Source organism: Pseudomonas reactans (assembly GCF_013387025.1).
GTDB lineage: Bacteria > Pseudomonadota > Gammaproteobacteria > Pseudomonadales > Pseudomonadaceae > Aquipseudomonas > Aquipseudomonas reactans.
The window spans coordinates 376,793-402,622 of sequence record NZ_JACAQP010000007.1; the positions used below are offsets into that span (position 1 = coordinate 376,793).

Annotated in this window: 20 protein-coding genes; 13 read left to right on the forward strand and 7 right to left on the reverse strand. The window is 61.1% G+C overall.

Translation table 11 applies throughout. The features are described 5' to 3' along the window. A complete protein-coding gene (locus HX793_RS10810; protein ID WP_010210250.1) occupies positions 1 to 189 on the reverse strand; it encodes a hypothetical protein in 189 nt (62 codons plus the stop codon). A 321-nt stretch (positions 190 to 510) separates the two neighbouring features. Between HX793_RS10810 and HX793_RS10815 the strand changes: the two genes are divergently transcribed. After that, positions 511 to 4,029 carry a membrane-targeted effector domain-containing toxin gene (locus HX793_RS10815; protein WP_177096088.1) on the forward strand — a complete coding sequence of 1,173 codons (3,519 nt, stop codon included), beginning with the start codon at positions 511 to 513 and terminating at the stop codon, positions 4,027 to 4,029. Between the two features lie 54 nt (positions 4,030 to 4,083). Here the strand turns inward: HX793_RS10815 and HX793_RS10820 are convergent, their stop codons facing one another. From HX793_RS10820 to HX793_RS10840, 5 genes are read right to left on the reverse strand one after another with little or no spacing between them, the layout of a single operon-like run. After that, positions 4,084 to 4,845 (reverse strand): ABC transporter permease, encoded by a 762-nt coding sequence (locus HX793_RS10820; protein ID WP_177049828.1) that lies wholly within the window; start codon positions 4,843 to 4,845, stop codon positions 4,084 to 4,086. Continuing rightward, on the reverse strand, positions 4,842 to 6,041 hold the full coding sequence (locus tag HX793_RS10825) for an ABC transporter substrate-binding protein (protein WP_177096090.1): 1,200 nt from the start codon (positions 6,039 to 6,041) through the stop codon (positions 4,842 to 4,844). Before HX793_RS10825 ends, HX793_RS10820 begins: the two co-directional genes overlap by 4 nt. Next, positions 6,028 to 6,831 (reverse strand): ABC transporter ATP-binding protein, encoded by an 804-nt coding sequence (locus tag HX793_RS10830; RefSeq protein WP_177049832.1) that lies wholly within the window; start codon positions 6,829 to 6,831, stop codon positions 6,028 to 6,030. The genes HX793_RS10825 and HX793_RS10830 overlap by 14 nt, the downstream gene beginning before the upstream one ends. Next, a complete protein-coding gene (locus HX793_RS10835; RefSeq protein WP_177096092.1) occupies positions 6,828 to 7,889 on the reverse strand; it encodes an acyl-CoA dehydrogenase family protein in 1,062 nt (353 codons plus the stop codon). Before HX793_RS10835 ends, HX793_RS10830 begins: the two co-directional genes overlap by 4 nt. Positions 7,890 to 7,922: 33 nt before the next feature. Beyond that, positions 7,923 to 8,483 (reverse strand): carboxymuconolactone decarboxylase family protein, encoded by a 561-nt coding sequence (locus HX793_RS10840; RefSeq protein ID WP_177060352.1) that lies wholly within the window; start codon positions 8,481 to 8,483, stop codon positions 7,923 to 7,925. A 102-nt stretch (positions 8,484 to 8,585) separates the two neighbouring features. Here HX793_RS10840 and HX793_RS10845 point away from each other — a divergent pair, with 102 nt between their 5' ends. Continuing rightward, positions 8,586 to 9,491: an AraC family transcriptional regulator gene (locus HX793_RS10845; protein ID WP_177060354.1), complete on the forward strand. Its 906-nt coding sequence runs from the start codon at positions 8,586 to 8,588 to the stop codon at positions 9,489 to 9,491. On the opposite strand, the gene HX793_RS10850 is transcribed toward HX793_RS10845, so the two are convergent. Next, positions 9,488 to 10,399: a LysR family transcriptional regulator gene (locus HX793_RS10850; protein ID WP_122814602.1), complete on the reverse strand. Its 912-nt coding sequence runs from the start codon at positions 10,397 to 10,399 to the stop codon at positions 9,488 to 9,490. The genes HX793_RS10845 and HX793_RS10850 overlap by 4 nt on opposite strands. A 118-nt stretch (positions 10,400 to 10,517) precedes the next feature. On the opposite strand from HX793_RS10850, the gene HX793_RS10855 reads away from it, so the two are divergent. From HX793_RS10855 to HX793_RS10905, 11 genes are all read left to right on the forward strand, one after another. Further along, complete coding sequence (locus HX793_RS10855; protein WP_177096094.1) at positions 10,518 to 11,513, forward strand: aldo/keto reductase; 996 nt, start codon at positions 10,518 to 10,520, stop codon at positions 11,511 to 11,513. Between the two features lie 133 nt (positions 11,514 to 11,646). Next, positions 11,647 to 13,641, forward strand: a complete 1,995-nt coding sequence (locus HX793_RS10860; RefSeq protein ID WP_177096097.1) for a methyl-accepting chemotaxis protein — start codon at positions 11,647 to 11,649, stop codon at positions 13,639 to 13,641. Positions 13,642 to 13,722: 81 nt separating this feature from the next. Beyond that, positions 13,723 to 14,181 carry an SRPBCC family protein gene (locus HX793_RS10865; RefSeq protein WP_177049842.1) on the forward strand — a complete coding sequence of 153 codons (459 nt, stop codon included), beginning with the start codon at positions 13,723 to 13,725 and terminating at the stop codon, positions 14,179 to 14,181. 97 nt (positions 14,182 to 14,278) lie between these two features. Further along, complete coding sequence (locus HX793_RS10870) at positions 14,279 to 14,725, forward strand: DUF411 domain-containing protein (protein WP_177049843.1); 447 nt, start codon at positions 14,279 to 14,281, stop codon at positions 14,723 to 14,725. Further along, entirely contained in the window at positions 14,722 to 15,165 is a 444-nt protein-coding gene (locus tag HX793_RS10875; RefSeq protein WP_177049844.1) for a YqaA family protein, read from the forward strand. Before HX793_RS10870 ends, HX793_RS10875 begins: the two co-directional genes overlap by 4 nt. Positions 15,166 to 15,209: 44 nt before the next feature. After that, the gene (locus HX793_RS10880; RefSeq protein ID WP_177096098.1) at positions 15,210 to 16,211 is read left to right on the forward strand and encodes an alpha/beta fold hydrolase; all 1,002 of its coding nucleotides are present in this window, start codon (positions 15,210 to 15,212) and stop codon (positions 16,209 to 16,211) included. Between the two features lie 26 nt (positions 16,212 to 16,237). Continuing rightward, complete coding sequence (locus HX793_RS10885) at positions 16,238 to 17,191, forward strand: D-2-hydroxyacid dehydrogenase family protein (RefSeq protein ID WP_177060358.1); 954 nt, start codon at positions 16,238 to 16,240, stop codon at positions 17,189 to 17,191. A 483-nt stretch (positions 17,192 to 17,674) separates the two neighbouring features. After that, positions 17,675 to 19,228 carry a glycogen synthase GlgA gene (gene glgA / locus HX793_RS10890; protein ID WP_177096100.1) on the forward strand — a complete coding sequence of 518 codons (1,554 nt, stop codon included), beginning with the start codon at positions 17,675 to 17,677 and terminating at the stop codon, positions 19,226 to 19,228. A 20-nt stretch (positions 19,229 to 19,248) separates the two neighbouring features. Next, positions 19,249 to 20,994 (forward strand): malto-oligosyltrehalose trehalohydrolase, encoded by a 1,746-nt coding sequence (gene treZ / locus HX793_RS10895; RefSeq protein ID WP_177096102.1) that lies wholly within the window; start codon positions 19,249 to 19,251, stop codon positions 20,992 to 20,994. Beyond that, positions 20,991 to 23,075, forward strand: a complete 2,085-nt coding sequence (gene malQ / locus HX793_RS10900) for a 4-alpha-glucanotransferase (protein WP_177096104.1) — start codon at positions 20,991 to 20,993, stop codon at positions 23,073 to 23,075. The genes treZ and malQ overlap by 4 nt, the downstream gene beginning before the upstream one ends. After that, positions 23,072 to 25,807, forward strand: coding sequence for a malto-oligosyltrehalose synthase (locus HX793_RS10905; protein WP_177096106.1), 2,736 nt, complete (start codon positions 23,072 to 23,074; stop codon positions 25,805 to 25,807). The genes malQ and HX793_RS10905 overlap by 4 nt, the downstream gene beginning before the upstream one ends. Positions 25,808 to 25,830: the final 23 nt, after the last annotated feature.

Here is a 25,830-nt window from a genome sequence, read left to right on the forward strand (position 1 = left end):
TTAAAGCTTGACCTTGCGGCGCATGATGCCGTTGATCACCACCACAACCACGGCGACGGCAATGGCGATGGTCTGGAATGTCTTCTCACTGATAACCCCGGTGTTCTGCAAATAGGACAGGCCAAACATCGTCGCCAGTACGGCCAGGGCAATCAGAATCGAATATTTCAAACGCTGCTTTTGTGTCATGACGGGTTCCTGAAACTGATAAATGCAACTGCGGTGTATCGCCGAACCTGCCCCGCACTGATTCAGTGAACGGAATGGACGGACGTCGGAAGCACAACATGTTACAGGGGATTAAATTCTTTGGCTTGCCCCGCGCCAGATTGATCCTCCCGCCCCCAAGGAACGTTTACCGTTTTCGCTATCCTGACGAAATTGCCTTCCGACACTGAATTCTTCGCTCACACTTCGTGGGCTTCCCGATAGGAACAGCTGCCTCTGAATCGCACACCCAACAGTGCGCTTAGCCTGCGCTCTCATGTGCATTTCAGAGAGGTGAAAATCTTGATTTCGTTCAATAGCCAGCAGCCTTCCACGTACGCTCCACTCTCCGTACGCCTGAGCAACTCCGAGCAACCTCTTGAACCTCAACCAGCACCCGCATCCCCATCGGAGCCTGAGGCCGCGCTGCCAAACGGGCGGCAAGCGCTGAGAGTCTCCCTGGCGGACCGGAGCGACCTGCAGAAACTGGCCCAGGCACTTCTTGCAGCCTTCGATAAACTCCCTGCGAACGCTGGGCCGACAGATGTGATTGCCGCCCTGAAGGAAAACCGCGTGGCGATCGATCCCAACTCATCGTTTCGCCGCGATCAGAACCTGATGCAACCCAGCGTCAGCCTTGAAGTGTTCATCCAGTCCAAGGGCACTTACATGCCAACTACGGCGATTGAGTTGCAGGACTTGGCGGGAGCACTCATCGACCACACGCTGACGCACCCCTTAGGCAACTTTGCAGGGGCGTTGTCCTGGGCCAACCCCCTCAGCGAAGTAAACCAGCGCAAAGTGCTCGACGTCGTTAGCAGCAACAGCGCCAACTTGCAGGGCTTGCCGCTGATAAATCCTCGCTGGGGCGCGTTGGACTACCTGGGCGGTGCGGTGCGACTTTCGACAACAGACATGCAAGACCCGGCAAAGGCCTTGGAAAAACTGCTCGACTCGAACAGGTCGCAGGCGCTGGGCGAAGCGATCCAGAGCACTCTCGCAAGTATTCCCACGGACCGCAGCGCCAACGATGGTATTTTGGCGGCCATCCATCTGGGCCTTGACCCCGAGTCCATTGACCGTCCGGTGCGCAACCATGTCGCGGGCTTCAATCTCGCTGCCGACATCTACTGGAACAGGGCGCCCGCAGACGTGGTGAGCGCGCTTGCGGAGCACCTGCGTAGTCGCACCTCGGTACCCGAGTTGGGAGCACGCTTGCTGCTGGCGCGGGTCGCACCGCAGTTTTTGGTCAAGGACATTCCCGAAGGGGTCAATATCGGCACCCAGGCGTGGGCGAATCTGTGCCTGGCAGTGGCCAGGGTAGAAGCCGACAGCCCAGGCAAGACCGCCTCGATGAGTTTTGGTGAAGTCATGCGGGATGCCGAAACCAAATTGCCGGCCAGTGAATCGACCCAAAAAGCGGTATTGATCGACTGGGCCGTTGCCAATCAAGTATTCGATAAATACGAAGATGAGGAATACACCGCTGATGTGATCGAACACGCCCGCTCCGTGTTCAACCAGCAACACAGTGACGTGAAAGCAGCCTCCGAACTACTCGACATCCCGATGCCCGATCGAAAAGCAATGGCGCTGGACTTGTTGAAAAAAAAATGGGGTGACGGCATCGACTTTGAACAAAAAATACTACGCATCAACTATGGCCCCGAAACCAGAGGCATGCGTTTCAGCGATCCTTACTCAATGCTGGACGTCACCATGCAGGGGCTAAAACTCCACGACAGTTGGCAGGTGTTTGGAACAAGCACCCTTGATCTTGAAGCATTCACTGCATTTACCCACAGCAACGAATTCAATATTCCAACTGCGTTCGACAACGCCTTTGACAACGTGACAAAACACTACAAGGACATCAAGAAGAACCTGATAATGAATGCGATCACGCATGCACCTTTCGAGGATCGAGACCCATTAAATTTTGGCGAGCTCAGGTTTTTCACGGAAAAGAGTTACATGAAATCAAGCATTCCATTCGTTTCCGATCGTTTGTTCCATACGAGTAAAACGATAAGAGTGGAAGCCAAGCGAGAGGGCAAAATTCAGTCTTATGCCTTCGATACCGAGAAAGGCACCCTCCAGAGGATTCCAGAGGATCAAGCCAGCACTGAACCCAAAAATGATGTCAGAGGCCCAGAAGTCGTAAGGTTCGAGGAGTACTACCCCGACACTGCCAACCGTTACGTGACAGTAGCTCGAAAGCAAAGCCACAGGCCACCCAACCACTTCCGCAACTCACGGATTCAGGACATCGCCGCAACGGTCGTCAAAGGGCTGGAGATCGACAGCGACGCCGTCAAACGCCAGGCCGCAGGCAGAACAGCATCGGAAAAGCGCACTGACACCCTTAATTCAATTGGCGATTTTTTACTTGACCTCATCCCTTTCAGGTCCGCCATCGTCAACTTCCAGAAAGGCAACTATAAAGACGGCATCACGGACTTGGCGTTCGATGTATTCGGGCTGGTTACCGCAGGCGTGGGCACGGTGGCAAAAGTGGTGAGCGGTGCAAGCAAGGGCGGCTCCGCCTTGGCCTCAGTACTTCGCGCAACCCGAATAATCGGGGCCAATACGTTGAGTGCGCTTAATCCTTTGAGCGGTGTAGGCGATCTGGCGATAGGTGCCGGCAAACTGACGTTGGCCGGTGCCAGCGCTGTCGGTGAAGGCGTTCAACGCCTGCGCGGCATGGCCCATGGCAGTGACCTGGTTGACGCGAGTTACCGATTTGACGCGGCCGCAACCGGCATCATCAACCAGGGAGGACGGCGCCTGGAAGGCAGTGCGGTGCAGCATGAGGGCAAATGGTTCGCCTTCGATTCAGGCAAGCAGCAACCTTACGGCCCCCCCCTAGAAGATTTTACCCCCCGGGATGTGCTGATGCCGCCGTCCCCCCGAACGCGTCACGGCTCACGCTACAATCCGATAAACAGGCCTTCTCGTCCCAACCAACCGGATACCCGCCCTCGAGAACCGTTGCCCTCAGATGAGTACGCGACCAGCACCAGCACCAATGGAGCCCTGATACGCGATCACTTCGCGGCCGACAGACTGCCCTTCACCCGAGAGAAATTCACTCTGGAAATGAACGGTTTCTATAAAGATATGGCTGCGGGAGGCATGCCCCCACGCCCCGTGATGCCTGATATCACCGCATCAACACGCCCTAACGAAATGATTGCCGACGCACTGACTAAAACCGATGTGCTGGTGTTTGGCGAAGACCATAGAGAAGTCGCAAGCCTGATGCTGATGCGTAACAACATGAAAACCTTCAAGGACTCGGGCGTCAACGCGATTTACTTGGAAACTGCCACGCTCGATGCGTATGGCGATATCGCAGATGCGACGCTCGCATACAATATTAAAAAGAGGTCCGGCGGAGATACACTTTATGAAGAATTAAAAAAAGCGGCCGAGGAGTTTGGTATAGAACTCATGCCACTCGAACATCGTTATTTGACTCGCCACTCAGACAACCCAAGTTATTTTGCCAAATTGGATACGTTGCCAAAATCCTCGGATGCCTTCAAAGCATTGTCCAAACAGCGTCTGGAGGAGATGAATTATTACGGTGCCAGGCAAGTCATGAAAAAGGAACTGGGAGGCAAATCGGTCGTTTGGGTAGGCCGAGCTCATATGAATACCGCCGATGGCGTCCCGGGTATCGCGGAATTAACGGGAGGCATCGGTATTGCGGTGTATCAAAAATCGGGTATTGCCGAAAGTGTAGCGCGTAAGGGAAGCTTGCCCAAAACGGCATCGGCTGACACTGCGGGAGATCTGCAGATCGATGTAAAAGTTTAAACGAGGCAGACCGGAGCCGAGGCGGTGTTTTCTCGGCTCCGGTCGCTGGAAACTTTACGCGCTGTGCACCCAACGCTGGTGCAGCCAGCGTGCCAAAGCATCCAGCGCAAAACCCAGCAAGCCGATCAGCAGCACCATCGCCATCAGCTCCGAGTAAGCCAGCCGATCACGGGTGTCGAGGATGTAATAGCCCAGCCCGGCACTGACCCCGAGCATTTCGCACGGCACCAGCACGATCCACAAGATGCCGATGGCCAAACGCACGCCGGTCAGCACATGCCCGACCACGCCGGGAATGATCACCCGGCGCAAGGTCTCCCAGCGCGTCGCACTCAGGCTGCTGCTCAGCTGCAGCCAGCGCGGGTCCAACTGCCGCACGCCGGCAGCGGTGTTGAGCATGATCGGCCACACGGCGGCAAACGCCAGCAGGAAATAGATCGGCTGATCCCCTACCCCCATCAGCATCACCACGATGGGCATCCACGACAGCGGCGAGATCATGCGCAGGAACTGAAAGGCCGGCGTGGTCGCCGCTTCCAGCTTGCGCGAACGGCCCACCAGCAGCCCCAACGGAACGCCTACCAACAACGCCAGGAACAACCCGACAAAAATGCGCTTCAGGCTCACCGCAATATGCAGATACAGCTCACCGCGCCCCAGCAATTCCCATAGGCTACTGAAGGTGGCGGCCAGGGAAAAACGCGCGGACAATCCATCCGTCGCGCCAAACACCTTCACCCCCAGCCACCAGAGCAACAGCAACCCCGCCAAGCCACTCAACCCGAGCAACCAGCCCGGGATTTCACGGTTGTTCAAACGCCGATCTCCTCATGCCGCTCATAGCCGTCCGGCAAGCCAAAGGTCCTCATGCCGCCCACGGCCTCGATGGCATTGCGCACGAAGCGGTCGTCCACCAGGTCCTTGGCGACGAACGCCGGGTCGAGGCCAGCGAGGAATTTCTTGTCGCCCTCGATCAAGGTGTCTTTCAGGCGCCGCACCAGCTCCTCGGTGTAGCTGGGGAATGGATACGGCTGGAAGTCGATACGGTGTTCATCCCAATTCCCGTGTTGGATCGCACCGTCTGCCAGGTAGGCGGCACGGTCGGCGGCAGCCGGCGCCAGCACCTTGCTCAATACCGGCTCGGCATGCGGGGTGTAGCGGTTCGGGCCGTCCTTGGACAGCAGCTTCACCGCTTCTTCGCGGTTGTCGCGGGTCCAGACCTGCGCCTTGACGATGGCGTTCACCACCTTCTGCGACCACTCGGGGCGATTGGTCAGGTCGTGCTCATGCATGAACACCACGCAGCACGCATGGTTGCGCCACACGTCGCCGGTAAAACGCTGCACGCGGCCGACCTTGAGGTTTTCCGCCAGGGCGTTGAACGGCTCAGCGACGATATAACCGTGGATGCGCTGGCTGGCCAGGGCCGGTGGCATGTCCGAAGGCGGCAACACGATCAGGTTGACCTCATTGGCCGCAATCGCACCGCCCGCCGCGCGTGCCACTGGCGTGAGGCCGTTGTCACGGAACAGTTGCTGCACCACCACGTTATGGATCGAGTACCAGAACGGAATCGCCACTGACTTGCCGCCGAGTTGCTTCACGTCAGTGATGCCCGGCGCCACGGTCAGGCCGGAGCCGCCCACATGGTTCCACGCCACCACCTTGGCCGGCACCTTGCTGCCGTAACGTGCCCATACAGTCATGGGCGACAGCAGGTGAATCACATTGACCTGGCCCGAGATGAACGCCTCGATCACCTGCGCCCAACTGCGCAGCAGCACCGGGCGTTCGGCCTTGATGCCTTCGGCTTCGAACAGTCCATTGTTGTGCGCCACCAGCAGCGGCGTGGCGTCGGTGATCGGCAGGTAGCCGATGCGTGCCGGCGCATCAGGCTCGCTGGCGGCGCGGGCTTGCAAGCTGCTGAGCAGGGGCAAGGCACCGGCGGCGCTGAGTACGGCGGAAAGTTTGAGAAAGTCGCGGCGCGAATGGGTCAGGTCATCCAGGCACATGGGCAGGCTCCAGCAGATCAAGGGGGTTGGTTTGAGGGCGGCTCGCCTGCCGTAGGGTTTTAAGGATCTCGATACGCAGCGCGCCGATGGCTTCCACCTGTTCTTCGCGGGGTTGCGGCAGGTCGATCAGCCATTCGCCCAACGTCCGCGCCGGGCGGTTGCCCAGTAGCAGGATGCGGTCGGACAGCAACAGCGCTTCGTCAATGTCATGGGTGATCAGCACCGCTGCCGAGCCTTGCTCGCGGTTGACCTTGAGCAGCAGGTGTTGCATGTCGGCGCGGGTCACTTCGTCCAGGGCGCCGAAGGGTTCATCCAGCAACAGCACCTGAGGCTGGCGTGCCAGGCAGCGGGCCAACGCCGTGCGCTGGGCCATGCCGCCGGACAACTGCGCCGGAAAATGCTGCCGCGCATGCTCCAGGCCGACGGCGGCAATGGCATGGTCGACGCGCTGGCGGCGCTCGTCAGCGCTCAGATGGGGTTGCCGGGCGAAATCCAGGCCGAAGGCAACGTTCTTTTCCAGGTTCAGCCAGGGCAGCAGGCTCGGGTCCTGGAAGGCTACCGCCACGCGTGGATGAGGACCGTTCAACGGCTCGCCCAGCACGCACACACTGCCGCCCTGCGGTGCCTGCAAACCGGCGAGGACGCGCAACAGGCTGGACTTGCCCACGCCACTGGGACCCAGGATCGACACCACTTCACCGGGCTGCAAGTGCAGGTCGAAGTGCTGCAACACCGGCCCGCTGGCATAGCCCAGGCAGATCCCCTGAGCGCTCAGTACGGCACTTGTCATAGGTTGGCCTGACGCTGCAGTTCAGTACGCAATTGCACCAGGCTCGGGGTCACGATCGGCACAAACGCCGACTCACGCCAACGTCGCGCAAAACCACTGCCGTGGGCGGTGAGATAAGCCTTGCCGCCGCTGGCCTGCAACTCCAGTTGCACGGCGCTGGCGGCGGTCTCTGCCAGGGCAATGCGCAGTTTGAACAACGGCACCGGTTCGGCGGCAAAACGCCCGGCGAGCAGACCGCTTTTCAAGTCGCTGACCCAGTGATCCAGGGTCACGCGCAGGGTTTCCAGTTCTTCACGCAGTACCGTGCGGGTCGCGCCCAGGTGGTTGGCGACTTCCGCCAGGGAGCGACGTGCCAACCCGATGGACATCCCGCACTGCAGGCCCAGGAACGCCGGGCGCACCGCCGGCAGGAATGTGCGTGCGTCTTCATGCAGCAGCCAATCGCGACTCAGCTCCACGCGTTCCAGATCCAGGGCCGCCGTGTTGCTTGACTGCAAGCCGAGCAGCTCCAGGTCGCGAGAACGCTGCAAACCTGCCACCGAGTCCGGAATCGCCAGGATAAACGGCGCACCACCGCCAGCGTGCTCAATGGCCGCCGCCGCCACGAAACCGTTCCTGCGCAGGTTGGTCACCCAGTGCAGGCAGCCGTTGAGGGTCCAGCCATCGTTGGACGGTTCGGCGCTGATCTGCAGGGTCTCGATGCCCGACAAGAACTTCATCGCGTTGGACAGCCCCGTCGCCCCCGCCAGCTTGCCGCTGAGCAAATCGGGCAGCAACTGTTCGCGCAGCCGCGCATTGGGACTCTGCAGCAGATACTCGATAAACGAGCGCTGGCCCCAGCACACGAATGCCGCCGCCAGGGAATGGCTGGCAACGTTGGCGATGGCCTCCACGGCGCCCGCCACATCACCGCCCAGGCCGCCCAGATGAGTCGGCACGCCGATGCGTAATACGTTGGCCTCTGCCAGCCGTGGCAGCACTTCCTGTGGATCGCAACTGCCCACGTCCAAGGCTTGCGCCTGGATGTCGAGCCAACGGCTCAAGATGGGGTCAAGCATTCCTGTTTCTCCTTTACAGCAGGTGGGCCAACTTCAACTTGCGGGTTTTTCCCAACGGTATTGCGTCAGCTCCGGGTTCAGTGGAGTACGAGCAAACACGTTAGCGAAGTTGCACAAGGTTGCCAGGCTGACGCCCAGAATCACTTCCAGGGCCTGGCCTTCGGTGTAACCGGCGGCGCGGAATGCGTCATAGCCCGCATCGCTCACATCACCCCGGGTGGCGATCACTTCGCGGGTGAAGGCAGCCAGGGCTTCATAGCGGGCATTGGGCAACTCGCCGCGTTGACGCAGGGCTTCGATGACCGTTTCCGGCAACTTGGCTTTGTTACGCGCCACGGCGGTATGGCCGGCCACGCAGAAATCGCAGCCGTGGGTGGTGGCGGCAATCAGTTGCACCACCTCGCGGTCGGCCAGGCCGAGTTCGGATTTGGCGTTCAACGCGGAGACGGTGATGTAAGTTTCCAGCGCGGCCGGCGCATTGGCCAGCACCGCGAGCAGATTGGGAATGAAACCCGAGCCTTTCAACGCATTTTCCAGCAAAGGCTTGGCCGCTTCCGGCGCGGTTTCAGGGGTGAGCAAGGGTACACGGGACATGGAGCAGTCTCCTGATGGGTTCGTGTATCCAGTCTGTTGGTTATAAAAAATCGCCTCAATAGTCTAAAGTAGCGATTACTTGCTCTTGAGTCTTTCCATTAGATGAATTCGTCCAGTGCACTTGTCGATTGGTTATTAGACAGCCTCGAACTCGACACCAGCCTGTTCCATGTAGGTCGTTATTGCGGCGACTGGCATGCGAGCACCCACGGCCTGGCGAGCGCGAGTTTCCACCTGATCGTGCAGGGCCAGTGCTGGCTGCATATCGACGGCGACGCCACACCTCATCGCCTCGACAACGGCGATGCGGTGTTCCTCTTGCGCGACCTGGAATATCGCCTCTCCGGCGAGCCCACGGCGGTGGGTGCACAGGAATGCCCGCGCGTGCCCATGGTGCCCCTGGACAGCGCCGCCCACGATGGCGTCGGCCTGGTGTGTGGATTCTTTCACTTCCAGTCCGGTCTGTCGGCGATGATCGTCGACACCCTGCCCGCGTGGATCATCCTGCGGGCAGGCGATCCCTCACTGACCGCCGCGCGCAACCTGTTCGAACTGATCCTGCAAGAATGTCAACGCCTGCCTGCGCCCTCTTCCGCCCTGCTTGAACGGCTTTGCCACCTGCTGTTTCTGTACGTACTGCGTCAACAGGTGCTGGATAACAGCAAACTGGGCGGTCTCGCGGCGCTGGGTCGGCAGCCGGCGTTTGCCGGTTTGCTGGAACAGTTGATCGCACACCCGGCCGACGCCTGGACCCTGGAAAGCATGGCCGCCTGCACCGGGCTGTCGCGCTCGGCGTTTTTCAAACGGTTCAATGAACTGTGTGGACAGTCACCGGGCCAGGTGCTGCTGATGATGCGCATGCGCCATGCCTGCCAATTGTTCAAGCAGGACCAGACGGTGGCAGATGTCGCGCTGGCAGTGGGTTATCAGTCGGTGGCGGCGTTTACCCGGGCGTTTCACAAGGTGACGGGGCAACAGCCTGGGGCCTATCGCAAGGCACAGGCTTAGCGGCGCAAGCCGGTGCCGGGCGTGGCGCAGAGTTCGACCAGCCAATCCACAAACACCCGTACGCGTTGGGACAGTTGTCGGTGCGGCGGGTACAGCGCCGTCAAGGCCATTGTCGGCACGGCAAACCGGGGCAGTACTTCCACCAGGGTGCCTTGGGCCAGTCGTTGTCTGGCGTGATAGTACGGCGCCTGGATCAACCCATAGCCCGCTTCGCAAGCGCAGAAGTAGCCGTCGGCGCTGTTGACTGCGACCACCTTTGGCAAATTGAGCGTACGCAACTGGGAGGCGAGTAGAAACTCCAGGCCAAACCGTTTGCCGCTGGCGGCCGAGACGTATTCGACCATCTGATGGTGGGCCAAGTCGTCGAGCGTGTCGGGCACCCCCATGCGGTCGAGGTAAGCGGGGCTGGCCAGGGTGATTTGATCCATCATCGCCAGCGGCCGCGCCACCAGAGAATCATCCAGGGCCAGGCCACCGCGCAGCACACAATCGACGCCTTCACGGATCAGGTCAACGGGTCGGTCATTCAAGCCGATTTCCAACTCAATCTGCGGATACAGGGCAGTGAACGTGGGCAGTGCGGGTATCACCAGATACCGGCCAATACCCGCCGGCATATCAATGCTCAACGTGCCACGTGGGCTCTGCCGACTGGCAGAAAACACCGCTTCAGTTTCCTCAAGATCCGACAGCAATTGCACACAGCGTTGGTAATACGCGGCGCCATCCAGTGTCGGGCTGACCTGCCGCGTGGTGCGCTGTAACAGCTGCACACCGAGGTGCGCCTCCAATTGCTTGATCAGCACCGTCACCGAAGCGCGGGGCAGTTGCAGGCTGTCGGCGGCCTTGGCAAAGCCCCGCAGTTCGACGATCCGGGTGAACACGCGCATCGCGTTGAAACGGTCCAAGCGCCGGCTCCTTGAGCTGATTATTTAGAAATACCGAATAGTGTTAGTGCTTTTAGCCGGTTTATCCCGATTTTGTCGAGCGTGACAATGCAGGCCTTCCCAACCAGGAGCTGACCCCATGCACACCCGTCCACTCGGTACCAACGGTCCCCTCGTCTCCGCCATCGGCCTCGGCTGCATGGGCATGAGCGATTTCTACACGCCCGGCAGCGACACCCGGGAAGCCACCGCGACCCTGCACCGCGCGCTGGAACTCGGTGTCAACTTTCTGGATACCGCCGACATCTACGGCCCGCACACCAATGAAGCACTGATCGGCAAAGCCATCACGGGTAAACGTGACCAGGTGTTCCTGGCCAGCAAATTCGGCATCGTGCGCGACCCGGCCAACCCGGCGTTGCGTGGCGTCAACGGTCGCCCCGAGTACATTCGCAAGGCGATTGACGGCACGCTGCAACGCCTCGGCGTCGACACACTTGACCTGTACTACCAGCACCGCATCGACCCGGAGGTTGCCATCGAAGAAACCGTCGGCGCCATGGCCGAGTTGGTGCAACAGGGCAAGGTGCGTTATCTGGGCCTGAGCGAAGCGTCCGCCGCCACCCTGGAGCGTGCCCACAAGGTGCATCCGATCAGCGCCCTGCAAAGCGAATATTCGCTATGGAGCCGTGATCAGGAACACAACGGCTGCCTCGCCGCCTGCCAACGCCTGGGCATTGCCTTTGTGCCATATAGCCCGCTGGGGCGTGGTTTCCTCACCGGCGCCCTGCAAAGCCCGGATGACTTCAGTGCCGATGACTACCGTCGCTTCAGCCCGCGCTTCCAGGGCGAAAACTTCGGCAAGAACCTGGAACTGGTCAAGCAAGTGCAGGCACTGGCCGCCGACAAAGGCGTGAGCGCTGGGCAACTCGCGCTGGCCTGGGTACTGGCGCAGGGTGACTTCATCATTCCGATTCCCGGCACCAAGCAGCGCAAGTACCTGGAAGAGAACGTGGCCGCCCTTGCGATCCGCCTCAGCCCGGCAGAACTGGCGGCGCTGGAAGCGATCTTCCCTGCCGAGGCAACCGCCGGCCTGCGTTACCCGGAAGCAGTGATGGCCATGCTGGATATCTGAACCCAGAAGCGCCCTCAACGGGCGTTGCTTTTTCTTGCACGATCGTACCTAAAGCTCCTCCTCACCAAGCCGATAGCCCTTCGAAGCTCTAACAAAGCCGCGTCGGTCATAAACGCTTCGTAAGGACGACCCCATGCCCCCACTGCGCTCCATCCAAGCCCGCTATACCCTGTTCCTCGTGCTGTTCGTCCTGGTGTTATTTGTGTTGACCGTCGTGGGTATCGGCCAGTTGGTCGCACCCACGCTGCGTCACACCGAAGAACAGGTGGTACTCAACCGCATCGCCGAGGTGGCGGAACAGATCCAGGGCGAGCTGAACAAGGTTCAGTCCCAGCAACGCAGCATCACCCAGACCATCCCGTTGCTCGACAGCGATGCCATCGACAAGGTCCTGCCTGGCCTGGTCGACCAGTACGGCGAGCTGAAAGTCTTCGGCGGCGGGATCTGGCCGCTGCCCAGCCAGCGCACACCGGGGCGCAACAAGCACAGCACGTTCTGGCACCGCGATGCCTCGGGAAAACTGGCTGTGAATACCTTCTGGAACAGTGACCCTGCGCCCAATTACTACGACCAAAGCTGGTACAAGGGCGGCCTGGCCTCCCCGCGTGGGCAATGCGCCTGGGCCGCTGCCTATAAGGACGACGCCAGCCAGGAGCCACGCACCAATTGCGCCATGGCGATCCAGCGTGACGGCGTGCCCTATGGCGTCGCCACGATTGACGTGACCTTGGGTTTTTTCAATGACCTGGTGGCCAGCAAAGAAAAAGACATCGGCGGGCAAATGCTGATCGTCGAGGGCGACGGCAAGATCATCAGCAACAGCTCACGCATCAGCGGCCCGGTGGTGTTGAAAAATATCAGCGAACTGGCTGGCACCTCGGCGTTTGCCGCCCAGGTCAGCAAGGCCCTGGCAAACCGGGACCAGGCGCTGCAGCGTAGCGAGTTCGACAATCAGGGCGTGGCCAGTACCTTTTATATGCGCCCGATCGGTGGTACCCCGTGGTTCCTCGCCACCGCCCTGCCCACCTCGCTGATCACCGCCCAACGCGACGACGTACTCGGCACCCTGGCCCTGCTGCAAATCCCCATGGTGTTGTTGCTGGTGCTGCTCGCGGTGTATGCGATCCGCCAACTGGTGCAGCGCATGAAATCGCTCAAAGCCAATATCGACGCGCTGTCTGCCGGCGATGCCGACCTGACGCGACGCATCACCATCCGTGCCGAAGACGAGCTAGGCGCCATTGGCCACTCAGTGAACCGTTTTATCGTCTACCTGCAGAACATGATCGGTGAAGTGACCCAGGCCACCGGCGCCATGTCGTCGAGCCTTGAGCAACTGCAACGCACCTCGGCGCACACCAACCAGATCCTGGTGCGACATGCCTCGGAGACCGATCAGACGGTCACCGCCATCACCGAAATGAGTTCCACCGCCGACACCGTCGCGCAAAACGCCGCTGAAACTGCCGCGTTCACCCAGCGCGCCAATGAGCATGCCGACCGCTCCCGCGTGGTGGTGGGTGAGGCATCCACCAGCGTCAGCGCCTTGATCGGCGAAGTGTCCAGCGCCACCCACAGCGTGGAGAACATGCGCCAGGACGCCGCACGCATCACTGAAACCCTCGGGGTGATCGGCGCCATTGCCGGGCAAACCAACCTGCTCGCCCTCAACGCGGCGATTGAAGCCGCGCGCGCCGGCGAGCAAGGCCGGGGCTTTGCGGTGGTGGCCGATGAAGTGCGTGCGCTGGCGGCACGCACCCAGGCCAGCACCTCGCAGATCAACGACATGCTCACGCGCCTGACTGCAGGCGTCAGTTCCTCCGTGGCCGCCATGGAAAACACCCAGGCCAGTTGCCAGTCGGCGGCGGATGCCACGGCGCGGGTAAACACCGGTCTTGATGAAATGGCCGGTTCGGTCAGCCATATCAACAACCTCAGCACCCAGATCGCCACGGCGGCCGAGCAGCAGAGCGCGGTGACCGAGGAGATCAACCGCAGCATGGTGCAGATCCGACAAATGGTCGAGGAGCTGGTGCAGAGCGGCCATGCCACCGAAACCAATACCCAAAGCCTGCTGGAGGCGAATGGTCGGGTGATCGCGTTGATGGGTCGATTCAAGGTGCGCTGATAAACGGCTGAAACACTCCCGTGCAATGTGCGGGAGTGGGACTATTCTGACAGCTCCTAGTCGCAACACAGGAGGTGTGCCATGCGAGCTGCCGAGCAGTCGGTCCGTTTGGAGCGGATCAGTCAGGAACGCTTTATCCGAGCCCCCATTGAGGCCGTTTACGATTATGTGACCCAACCGGATCGCTGGCACGAATGGCATCCCACGTCCCTCAGTGCCGACACCGGCACCACCGGTTCACTGCCTTCCGGTGCACGTTTTACCGAGTTCATCGACTTGCTGGGGGTGCGCGTGCCCATGAGTTACCGCGTGCAGATCGCCCGGCGCCCCCGCGAATTCAAGACTGTATTCACCTCCCTGGCGGTTGATGGCTCCATTCACTACTTCCTGCTGCCCCATCAGGGCGGCACGCTGTTCAAGCGGGTGCTGACCTACGAGACCGAGCTGCAACTGGCGACCCTGCATGAACGCATGATCGAGTTGTCGACCATTGCCCTGGACCAGCTCAAACACCGCTTGGAAAACCCACCCTTCGTATAATTTGGAAACATTCCCAACCGGTAGGAGCTGGCTTGCCTGCGATGACGGCGTCATGATCGCCGCCATCCCAACGGCCTTCTCCTACACGCGAGTTCCTATGAAAAACACATTGCGCCTGGCCCTGCTGTCAGCCCTGTTCACCACCACCCTGGCCCAGGCCGCCGACCTGATCCCCATCGACGTGCACCGCGACGCCAACTGTGGTTGCTGCAAAAAATGGATCAGCCATCTGGAAAGCAATGGCTTCAAGGTCAATGACCATGTCGAGGCCGACATGAGCGCCGTCAAACAACGCCTGGGCGTGGCGCCGCGCCTGGGCTCGTGTCACACCGCCGTGATCGACGGCAAGTTTGTCGAAGGCCACGTGCCCGCCGAACAAGTGCTGGCCCTGCGTAAACGCGATGACCTGCTGGGCGTCGCCGCACCGGGCATGCCCATGGGCTCACCGGGCATGGAAGTCGAAGGCCGCAGCGAGGCCTATCAAGTCATCGGCCTGACCCGAGACGGCAAAGACGTGGTGGTGGCGCAATACCCGGCGCAATGATCGCCGGCTACCTAGGATTATTCTTCGCAGCCTTTGGCGCCGCGACGCTGCTGCCACTGCAATCGGAAGCCGTGCTGGTGGGCCTGTTGCTCAGCGGGCATTACAGCCTGTGGCTGCTGCTGGGCGTTGCCACGCTGGGCAATGTGCTGGGCTCGGTGGTGAACTGGTGGCTGGGGCGTTGGGTCGAGCACTTCAAGGAGCGACGCTGGTTTCCCGTCAGCGACAAGCAATTGGACAAGGCTCGCAATCATTACCAGCGCTGGGGCCATTGGACGTTGTTGCTCAGTTGGGTGCCGATCATTGGCGACCCGCTGACCTTGGTGGCCGGGGTGATGCGCGAGCCGTTATGGCGATTTTTGCTGTTGGTGACCCTGGCCAAAAGCCTGCGTTATGCCGTGCTCGCTGCCGTGACCTTGCACTGGGTGTTAATCCCCAGTTAATCGCCCCGCAACAGCATCCGAGCACCCTTCTCGGAGCCTTGCCAATGCCTCTGATCCGCGCTTTTTGCATCACCGGCCTGCTCGCCGCCAGCACCGCACCTGCCTTCGCCGCCACCTATGGCCCCGAGCTGCAGGGCTTTGAATACCCCTACCCACTCAAGCATTTCGACTTTCAATCCCAGGGCAAGTCCCTGCAGATGGGATACATGGACGTGCCCGCCAAAGGGCAGGCCAATGGCCGCAGCGTGGTGTTGATGCACGGCAAGAACTTCTGCGGCGCCACCTGGGAAGGCTCGATCAAGGCTTTGAGCGACGCCGGTTACCGGGTCATCGCGCCGGACCAGATTGGTTTCTGCAGTTCCAGCAAACCCGATCATTATCAATACAGTTTCCAGCAGTTGGCGACCAACACCCATCAACTGCTGGAAACACTCGGCATTCACAAGGCCACCGTTGTTGGCCATTCCACCGGTGGCATGCTCGCCACCCGGTATGCGCTGATGTACCCCGAGCAGACCGAACAGTTGGCAATGGTCAACCCGATTGGCCTGGAAGACTGGAAGGCGCTGGGCGTGCCCTCGCTGACCGTCGACCAATGGTATGCACGTGAGCTGAAAGTCACCGCCGACGGGATTCGCAACTACCAACTCAACACCTACTACGTCGGACGCTGGAAGCCCGAGTACGAGCGTTGGGTAGAGATGTACGCCGGCCTGAGCAACGGCCCGGGGCATACCCTGGTCGCATGGAACTCGGCGTTGATTTACGACATGATCTTCACCCAGCCGGTGTACTACGAGTTCAAGAACTTGCAAATGCCCACGCTGCTGCTGATCGGCACATCCGATAACACCGCCATCGGCAAGGACGTTGCGCCGGCGGCGGTCAAGGCCAAGCTCGGCGACTACGCCGTGCTGGGCAAGCAAGTGGCCAAGTTGATTCCCCATGCAACCCTGGTGGAGTTCCCGGGCTTGGGGCATGCACCGCAGATGGAGGAACCGGCCCAGTTTCATAAAGCGCTGTTGCAGGGTTTGAACGCCCTTTAATTCAACCTTTTTCGAGGCACTCGTGAATGTCGGTACAGATTGCAGTCATTGATGATTGGCAGAGTGTAGCCAGTGGCGTGGTGGATTGGTCAGTGCTTGAGGCCGTGGGCCAGGTGCATTTCCTGCACGATTACCCGGCCGATACCGCCACGATGATCGAGCGCTTGAAGGGCTTTGAGGTGATTTGCGTGATGCGCGAACGCTCCACCTTCGACAAGGCCCTGCTGCAAGGCCTGCCCAAGCTTAAATTGCTGGTCACTGGCGGCATGCGCAACGCGGCCATCGACATTCCCGCCGCCAAGGCGCTGGGCATCACAGTCTGTGGCACCGACAGCTATAAACACGCCGCGCCGGAATTGACCTGGGCGCTGATCATGGCCTCCACCCGCAATCTGCTGGCCGAGGCCAACTCCTTGCGCGCCGGCCACTGGCAGGTTGGCCTGGGCGGCGACCTGCATGGCAAGACCCTGGGGATTCTCGGCCTGGGCAGCATTGGCCAGAAAGTCGCGCAGTTTGCCCAGGTGTTCGGCATGCGCGTGATTGCCTGGAGTGAAAACCTCACGCCGCAGCGCGCGGCGGAATCGGGCGTGACCTGGGTCAGCAAGCAAGCGTTGTTTGAACAGGCCGATATTCTCACCGTTCATCTGGTGCTCAGCGACCGCAGCCGTGGGCTGGTGGACGCCGAGGCGCTCGGGTGGATGAAACCCAGCGCGCGCTTGGTCAACACCGCACGCGGGCCGATTGTGGATGAGTCGGCGCTGGTGCAGGCATTGGAAAACGGCCGCCTGGCGGGAGCGGCGCTCGATGTGTATGCCGAGGAACCGTTGCCGGTGGATCACCCGTTCCGCCGCCTGCCGAATGTGCTGGCGACGCCGCATGTAGGGTACGTGAGCGAACAGAATTACCGGCAGTTCTACGCGCAGATGATCGAAGACATTCAAGCGTGGGCGAACGGTGCGCCCATTCGCGTGCTGGGCTGACGCACCTTTTCGGGGCATTCGCACTCTTGTGGCGAGGGAGCTTGCTCCCGCTGGGGCGCGCAGCGGCCCTAATCTGGGGCTGCTGCGCATCCCAGCGGGAGCACGCTCCCTCGCCACAGAAAAGCACCCTTCCAAGGCTTTCTTCAAAGCAGCATATCGTTACAAGTATTTTGTCCTACAAAATTTTCCTAGAAACCCTACAGGCTCTAGGATCTGTCCTAGACTCATGACCGATGGGTCCGTTCGAAAACAAAAACCCCGCAAAAAATCGAAACTTTCCAACTCTGCCGTAGGTCCAGTTTTAAGGTAAGGCGAGCACGCGTGGTTCACGCGAAATGCCCGTCCATCCAATCTTTTTTGGTAACCCGTGCAACTGGCATACGCCTTGCCAGTTTGTACAGTGCTTGTGCGCCTGGCCGCAGGATGCGGTCATCGGAGCTAATGGCAGCGGGCCATTAGCCGACCAACATGTGGGAGAGAACTATGATCAGTGCCGCTGTAGATATTCAGGGAGAGCGTGTCAGTCAGCCGGTAGGGGGACCTTCGTTGGTCGACCTGCCCACCACTGTGCGGCCGATCGTGAGTCAGAATCCTAATCGCAAGAAAGTCCTGTTCGTGACCTCTGAATTTGCCGACCTGGTGAAAACCGGCGGCCTGGGCGACGTGTCCGCAGCCCTGCCCCGCGCCATGGCCCACCTGCACGATGTGCGGGTGTTGATTCCCGGTTACCCGCAGGTGATGGAAAGCGACAACCCGATCCATATCATCGGTGAGCTGGGTGGCCACGCCGCGCTGCCGCCGTGCAAGATCGGGCGCATGGACCTCAAGGACGGCCTGGTCATCTATGTCCTGATCTGCCCCGAACTCTATGAGCGCGAAGGCACGCCCTACGGCGCCAATAACGGCCGCGACTGGCCGGACAACCACATTCGTTTCGCCCGCCTTGGCCTGGCTGCCGCCGACATGGCCGCCAACCTTGCGCAGATTCACTGGTGCCCAGACCTGGTGCATGCCCACGACTGGCCCGCTGGCCTGGCGCCGGCATACATGCACTGGCGTGGGTCACGCACGCCGACGCTGTTCACCATCCATAACCTGGCCTATCAAGGTGTGATCAGCCTGGCTTCCACGCCGGAGCTGGGAATTCCGCCCCACGCCCTGCAGCAGGAAGGCATGGAGTTCTACGGCAAGATGTCGTACCTCAAGGCCGGCATGGCGTATTCCAGCCACATCACCACCGTGAGCGCCACCTACGCCCGGGAAATCACCACCCCTGAATTCGGCTGCGGCCTGGATGGTTTTCTTGCGAGCAAGACCCAGCAAGGCTTGCTCAGCGGCATTCCCAACGGCATCGAAGACAGCTGGGAAACCTCCACCGACCCGCACCTGACCCACAACTTCAACATCGGCGACTGGGAAGGCAAAGCGGTCAACGCGGCCCAAGTGCGCGAGCTGTTTGGCCTGAGTGAATCCACCGGCCCGCTGTTCGCCGTGGTCTCGCGCCTAGTGTTCCAAAAAGGCCTGGACCTGACCGAAGCCGTGGCCAGCTTTATTGTCGAGCAAGGTGGGCAGATCGCGATCATCGGTCGCGGCGAGCCGGAAGAAGAAAACGCCATGCGTGACCTGGCGCTGCGCTTCCCCGGCCAGATCGGCGTGCGTATCGGCTTCAACGAGACCGATGCGCGGCGCATGTTCGCCGGCAGTGACTTCCTGCTGATGCCGTCGCGCTACGAGCCGTGCGGCCTGAGCCAGATGTACGCCCAACGCTTTGGTTCACTGCCCGTCGCACGCAATACCGGCGGCTTGGCCGACACCATCGAAAATGGCGTGACCGGCTTTCTGTTCAATGAATCCACGGTCGACAGCTACAAAGAAGCCTTGAGCCGTGCGTTCAAGGTGTTCGCCTATCCGGGCCTGCTCAATGCCATGCGCTGCCGGGCGATGACGCAACCGTTCAACTGGAGCCAGGCGGTGGAACCCTACGCCGAACTGTATGAGCAACTTGTGGCCAAGGCCTTGGGGAAATCCGCTAAATAACCAACGGGAGGTCTCTATAGATGCCGTTACGGACTCTGGAAACCTGGCCCCACGGCGCAATCATGCTGGACGCGCAACACACGCGTTTTGCCTTGTGGGCGCCAGACGCGTTTTACGTCAGCGTTGAATTGGAAAACGGGAAGTCCGTCGCCATGCTGCCCCAGGCAGAAGGCTGGTTTGAAACCGAAATAGCGTGCTCGGCGGGCACGCGCTACCGCTTCAATATCGACGGGGAAATGGATGTACCCGACCCCGCCTCCAGGGCTCAAGCCTCGGATGTACATGGCTGGAGCCTGGTGGTCGATCCCCTCGCCTATCCATGGCGCCACAGCCAGTGGCAAGGCCGTCCCTGGCACGAAGCCGTCATTTACGAACTGCATGTCGGCGCAATGGGCGGCTACGCCGGCGTCGAGAAACACCTGCCACGCCTGGCCGAGCTAGGCGTGACCGCCATTGAGTTGATGCCACTGGCGCAATTCCCCGGTGAACGCAATTGGGGTTATGACGGCGTCCTACCCTATGCGCCCCAAGCCTCCTACGGCACGCCTGATCAACTCAAGCACCTGATCGACAGCGCCCACGAACAGGGCCTGGCGGTGATCCTCGACGTGGTCTACAACCACTTCGGCCCCGACGGCAACTACCTCGGCCAGTACGCCAAAGGCTTCTTCCAGGAAGACGTGCACACGCCCTGGGGCGCCGGTATCGACTTCGACCGGCGTGAAGTGCGGGACTTCTTCCTGGATAACGCCTTGATGTGGCTGCTCGAATACCGTTTCGACGGCCTGCGCCTGGACGCGGTACACGCCATCGACAACCCGGGTTTTCTGAAACAACTGGCTCACCGTGTTCGCGAGCAAGTCGACACCGGCCGACACGTCTGGCTGATGCTGGAAAACGAGCTCAATCAGGCCAGCCTCCTGCAAAACGATTTTGACGCGCAATGGAATGATGACTTTCATAACGTCCTGCACGTACTGCTGACCGGCGAAACCGACGCCTACTACAGCGACTTTGCCGAGGAGCCTACCGCCAAACTGGCGCGCTGCCTGGGCGAAGGCTTCATCTACCAGGGGCACACCACCCGACATGGTCATGAACGCGGCGAACCCAGTGGGCATCTGCCGCCAAGCGCGTTTGTGGCGTTTTTGCAGAACCATGACCAGATCGGCAACCGCGCCCTGGGCGAGCGTCTGCATCAACTGTGCTCGCCGCAAGCGTTGAACGCGGCGACCACCCTCCTGTTGCTTTCACCGATGATCCCGCTGCTGTTCATGGGCGACGAAGTCAACGCCAGCGAGCCGTTCCTGTTTTTTACCGACCACCATGGCGAACTGGCTGAAGCCGTGCGCGAAGGTCGGCGTAACGAGTTCGCCGACTTTGCTGCGTTTCATGACCCGCAGCGACGTGAACGCATTCCTGATCCCAATGCCCTGGCAACCTTCCAGCAATCGTCCCCGGCCTTTGCAGACCATCCGCATGCCCAGCTTTACCGGCAACTGCTGAACCTGCGCCACCAGCATATCGTGCCGCACTTGCCCGGCAGCCTCGCGTTGGGCACGCAGGTGCTGGCTGAAGGTGCCGTAAGCGCCCGCTGGCGCCTGGGCAACGGCAGCCTGTTGCAGATCGACCTCAACCTGAGTGCCGTGCCGCTGGATCACCCGGCGGTGGGCGCTGTCCTTTTCGAAACACCTGCCAACCTCGGCGCCCAGCTGCCGGCGTACAGCGCACGCGTAACCCTATCCCCTGTTGGAGAGCACCCTTGAGCGAAGCGAACCTGGAAATCCTCGCCAGCCGAGCGGGCCTGGCCGTCGATTGGATCGACGCAAACGGCCGCCCGCAACGTGTGAAACCCGACGCCCTGCGCGCCGTCCTCAAAGGCCTGGGCCATCCGGCCGACAGCGATGCCGAGATTGATGCCAGCCTGCTTGAACTGGAACAGGCGCAACAAGACAAACACCTGCCACCGTTGATGACCATCGACAGCGGTGAAGGCCTGGACCTGGCCCGTTACTTTGAACCGGACACCCTGTGCCGGGTCAGCCTCGAAGATGGCGAAACCCTCGACTTGCGCCTGGATGGCGACGCCGTATTACCCGGCGTCATCGCCCTCGGTTACCACCTGGTGCATATCGCCGAGCAGACCTTCACACTGGCCGTCGCCCCCACCCACTGCTACAGCGTCGCCGAGGCCGTCGACAGTCGCCCCGCCCGTGCCTGGGGCCTCAGCGCGCAACTCTATAGCTTGCGCCGCCTGGGCGATGGCGGTTTTGGCGACACCCTGGCTCTGGAGCACCTGGCCCGCTCGGCCGCCGAACGCGGTGCCGACGCCTTGGCAATCAGCCCGATGCACGCCATGTTCAGCGCCGACACCGAGCGCTACAGCCCGTATTCGCCCTCCAGCCGATTATTCCTCAACAGCTTGTACGCTTCGCCCGGTTGCATCCTGGGTGAGCGCGAAGTGCGCAACGCCATTGAAGCCCTCGGCCTGACGGACGAGCTGCACGATCTGGAACAACTCAGCCTGATCGACTGGCCCACAGCCGCCGAAGCCAAGCAGCGACTGTTGCGCGCCTTGTACGAGGACTTCCGCCACGGCCAGCATCCACAACACGCCGACTTCCTGAGCTTCCGCCAAGCCGGTGGCGAAGCGCTGGAGAACCACTGCCGCTTCGAAGCCGTGCAAGCCGCGCGCGCCGCAAAGGGTGAAGACCTCGACTGGCGCCACTGGCCCGAAGACTGGCGCAACCCGCAGAGCCCGGCACTCGCCGCCTTTGCCGTAGAAAACCAGGATGAGATCGGCTACTTCGCCTTCAGCCAATGGCTGATCGCCCGCTGTTTGGAACGCGCGCAACAAGCCGCGCGTGGCAGTGGCATGGGCGTCGGCTTGATCGCCGACCTGGCCGTGGGCGCCGACGGCGGTGGCAGCCAGGCCTGGAGTCGTCAGGATGAATTGCTCGCGGACCTGACCGTGGGCGCGCCCCCCGACATTCTCAATCGCGCCGGGCAAGGCTGGGGCATCTCCGCGTTCTCGCCTGAGGGCCTCAAGCGCAACGGCTTCCGCGCGTTTATCGAAATGCTGCGCGCCAACTTCGCCCATGCCGGTGGCCTGCGTATCGACCATGTGATGGGCCTGCAACGCCTGTGGGTGATCCCGATGGATGCCTCGCCGCGTGAAGGCGCCTACCTGTATTACCCGGTGGACGACCTGTTGCGCCTGCTGGCCTTGGAATCCCATCGCCATCAAGCCATCGTGCTCGGTGAAGACTTGGGCACGGTGCCGGATGGCCTGCGCGAAAAACTTATCGCCCGCTCGATCCTCGGCATGCGCGTGTTGCTGTTCGAGCAAAACCACGAGGGCCAGTTCAAGCCGATCCTCGACTGGCCGGACAACGCCCTGGCCACCACCAGCACCCACGACTTGCCGACACTCAACGGCTGGTGGCACAGCCGCGATATCGACTGGAACATCCAGCTCGGCCTGATTGATGCGCCCACTGTGGAGCAATGGAGCGAACACCGCCTGCGCGAACGCCAGGCACTGCGTCAGGCCTTGAGCCAGGACCCGCAGAACTTCGTCGATGAGATCCGCAACGAGACCGATCACATGATCGACGCCAGCGTGCGCTACCTCGGCCACACTCGCGCGCCGTTGGTGCTGTTGCCGTTGGAGGATGCGCTCGGCGTGGAGGAGCAGGCCAATCTGCCCGGCACCACCGACACCCACCCCAATTGGCGCCGCCGCTTTGTGGGTGAGGCCTCCAGCCTGCTCGACAACGCCGGTGCCGCCCGCCGCCTCGAACTGTTGGCCGTCGCGCGCAACCAAGCCCATGAGCGTGACCGATGAATGCACTGCCCCTGCGCGCTACCCAGCGCCTGCAATTTCATAAAGGTTTTACCCTGGACGACGCGGTGCCGCTGGTGCCCTACTTCGCCCGTCTCGGCATCAGCCACCTGTACGCTTCACCGCTGCTCAGCGCCCGCGCCGGTTCCATGCACGGCTACGACGTGGTCGACCCCACCCGCGTCAACCCTGAACTGGGTGGCGAAGCCGCCTTGCGCCGCCTGGTCGCCGCGTTGCGTGAACACGGCATGGGCCTGATCCTCGATATTGTCTCCAACCATATGGCCGTCGGCGGTGCCGATAACCCCTGGTGGCTGGACCTGCTGGAATGGGGGCGCATGAGCCCCTACAGCGAATTCTTCGATATCCAGTGGCACTCGCCGGACCCGCTGCTCAAAGGCCAGTTGCTGATGCCGTTCCTCGGCAGCGACTACGGCGAAGCCTTGCAGACCGGCACCGTGACCTTGCAGTTCGATGCCAACCATGGCGCGTTCTACGTTGAGCATTACGAGCATCGCTTTCCGATCTGCCCACGGGACTACGCGGCGATCCTGGGCAGCGATGAGTTACTCAAGCCGTTGTCCGACCGCTTCAGCGCCCTGGCCTATCAGGACGACGCTTACCACGAAGCCGCCTGGCTCAAACAAGCCCTTGCCGAACGGGCCACTGAGGACGAAGTGCGCCAGGCCATCGACGCACAACTGGCGAGCTTCGACTTCGACCGCCTGCATCAACTGCTTGAACAGCAGGCCTATCGCCTCGCCAGCTGGCGCACCGCCGCGGACGATATAAACTGGCGGCGCTTCTTCGATGTCAATGAACTGGGCGGCTTGCGCGTGGAACGCACCGCCGTATTTGAAGCCACCCACGGCAAGATTTTCGAACTGATCAGCGAAGGTTTGGTGGATGGCCTGCGTATCGACCATATCGACGGCCTGGCCGACCCGCGCGGTTATTGCCGCAAGCTGCGGCGCCGGGTGGATTCGCTGTCACCGCAGCGGCATTTACCGATCTTCGTGGAAAAAATCCTCGGTGAAGGCGAAACCCTGCGCGAAGACTGGCAAGTGGATGGCACCACCGGCTACGAGTTCATGAACCAGCTGTCCCTGCTGCAACATCACCCGGACGGTTTTGAACCTTTGGCCGAACTGTGGACCCGTCACAGCGAACGGCCCTCTGCGTTCATCGACGAAGCACGGCTAGCCCGCCAGCAAATCCTCAACGGCTCACTCGGCGGCGACTTCGAAAGCGTGGCCCAGGCCCTGCTGCAAGTAGCCCGCGACGATGTGATGACCCGCGACCTGACCCTAGGCGCCATCCGCCGCGCGTTGCAGGAACTGATCGTGCATTTCCCGGTTTACCGCACCTACATCAGCGCCCGAGGCCGCAGCGACGCCGACAACCAGGTGTTCCAACACGCGATGGACGGCGCACGCACCACCTTAGGCGAAGGCGACTGGCTCGTACTCGACCACCTGGAAAAATGGCTGGGCGGCCAGCCGTGGCGTAATCGCCCCGTGGGCCGTGAGCGCAAGATCCTCAAGCATGCCTGCGTGCGTTTCCAGCAATTGACCTCTCCCGCTGCCGCCAAGGCCGTGGAAGACACCGCGTTCTATCGCTCGGCGGTATTGTTGTCGCGCAATGACGTGGGCTTCAGCACCGAACAGTTCAGCGCGCCACTGGCCGACTTCCATGCCGTCAACCAGCGGCGCCTACAGACCTTCCCCGATAACCTGTTGGCCACCGCGACCCACGACCACAAGCGCGGCGAAGACACCCGCGCGCGCCTGGCGGTGTTGAGTGAATGCGCGCCGTGGTTTGTTGAACAGGTGGAACACTGGCGAACCCTGGCCGCGCCATTGCGAACCGACACCGCCCCCTCGGCCGGCGACGAATTGATCCTCTATCAAGTCTTGCTCGGCAGTTGGCCGTTGGATCAGGGCACTGAGTTTGATGGCTACCAGCAGCGCCTGTGGCAGTGGCAACAAAAGGCCCTGCGCGAAGCCAAGTTGCAGAGCAGCTGGAGCGCGCCCAACGAGGCCTATGAACAAGGCGTCGAAACGTTCCTTTCACGGCTGTTGCTCAGCGATGAAGGCCACGCGATGCGCACCGCCATCGGCAATGCCGCTCAGGCGATTGCCCCGGCGGGCGCGTTGAATAGCCTGGCGCAATCCTTGCTTCGTATGACCGTGCCAGGTGTGCCGGACCTGTACCAGGGCGATGAGTTCTGGGACTTCAGTCTGGTAGACCCGGACAACCGGCGCCCGGTGGATTTCAGCGCACGGCAACAGGCGCTGGCGACCCCACCGGACGTCGGCGAACTGTTGTTCAACTGGCGCGACGGGCGTATCAAACAGGCGCTGATTGCTCAGGTGCTGGCCTTGCGCAAGGCCCAGCCTGAATTGTTCCGCAGCGGCACCTACACGCCGCTGGAAGTGGTCGGCAAACACGCCGAACGGGTGGTCGCATTCTCTCGCGAACACCAGGGCAAATACCTGCTGGTGTTGGTGCCACGCTGGCCCCATCACCTGCTTGAAAACGGTGTGCATCCCCAGATCAATGCGCAGGTTTGGGGCGATACACGGGTGAAATTACCGTTCGCCGCCACAACGCAAAACTGGAAGGGACTTTTTCATACAGGCGCAGTCACACCAGACAAGGAGCTGTTGGTTAGCGCTGCCCTGGGGGATTTCCCGGTCAATGTCTTTATCAATCCTGATGATCAAGAAAGCTGAAATTTTCTGTGAGGAGCATTGCG

Excerpts from the sequence above, each read along its gene's own strand:
- HX793_RS10810 (WP_010210250.1), bottom strand. The coding sequence starts at position 189 with ATGACACAAAAGCAGCGTTTGAAATATTCGATTCTGATTGCCCTGGCC.
- HX793_RS10825 (WP_177096090.1), bottom strand. The coding sequence starts at position 6,041 with ATGTGCCTGGATGACCTGACCCATTCGCGCCGCGACTTTCTCAAACTT.
- HX793_RS10830 (WP_177049832.1), bottom strand. The coding sequence starts at position 6,831 with ATGACAAGTGCCGTACTGAGCGCTCAGGGGATCTGCCTGGGCTATGCC.
- HX793_RS10835 (WP_177096092.1), bottom strand. The coding sequence starts at position 7,889 with ATGCTTGACCCCATCTTGAGCCGTTGGCTCGACATCCAGGCGCAAGCC.
- HX793_RS10840 (WP_177060352.1), bottom strand. The coding sequence starts at position 8,483 with ATGTCCCGTGTACCCTTGCTCACCCCTGAAACCGCGCCGGAAGCGGCC.
- HX793_RS10845 (WP_177060354.1), top strand. The coding sequence starts at position 8,586 with ATGAATTCGTCCAGTGCACTTGTCGATTGGTTATTAGACAGCCTCGAA.
- HX793_RS10855 (WP_177096094.1), top strand. The coding sequence starts at position 10,518 with ATGCACACCCGTCCACTCGGTACCAACGGTCCCCTCGTCTCCGCCATC.
- HX793_RS10860 (WP_177096097.1), top strand. The coding sequence starts at position 11,647 with ATGCCCCCACTGCGCTCCATCCAAGCCCGCTATACCCTGTTCCTCGTG.
- HX793_RS10865 (WP_177049842.1), top strand. The coding sequence starts at position 13,723 with ATGCGAGCTGCCGAGCAGTCGGTCCGTTTGGAGCGGATCAGTCAGGAA.
- HX793_RS10870 (WP_177049843.1), top strand. The coding sequence starts at position 14,279 with ATGAAAAACACATTGCGCCTGGCCCTGCTGTCAGCCCTGTTCACCACC.
- HX793_RS10875 (WP_177049844.1), top strand. The coding sequence starts at position 14,722 with ATGATCGCCGGCTACCTAGGATTATTCTTCGCAGCCTTTGGCGCCGCG.
- HX793_RS10880 (WP_177096098.1), top strand. The coding sequence starts at position 15,210 with ATGCCTCTGATCCGCGCTTTTTGCATCACCGGCCTGCTCGCCGCCAGC.
- HX793_RS10885 (WP_177060358.1), top strand. The coding sequence starts at position 16,238 with ATGTCGGTACAGATTGCAGTCATTGATGATTGGCAGAGTGTAGCCAGT.
- glgA (WP_177096100.1), top strand. The coding sequence starts at position 17,675 with ATGATCAGTGCCGCTGTAGATATTCAGGGAGAGCGTGTCAGTCAGCCG.
- treZ (WP_177096102.1), top strand. The coding sequence starts at position 19,249 with ATGCCGTTACGGACTCTGGAAACCTGGCCCCACGGCGCAATCATGCTG.
- HX793_RS10905 (WP_177096106.1), top strand. The coding sequence starts at position 23,072 with ATGAATGCACTGCCCCTGCGCGCTACCCAGCGCCTGCAATTTCATAAA.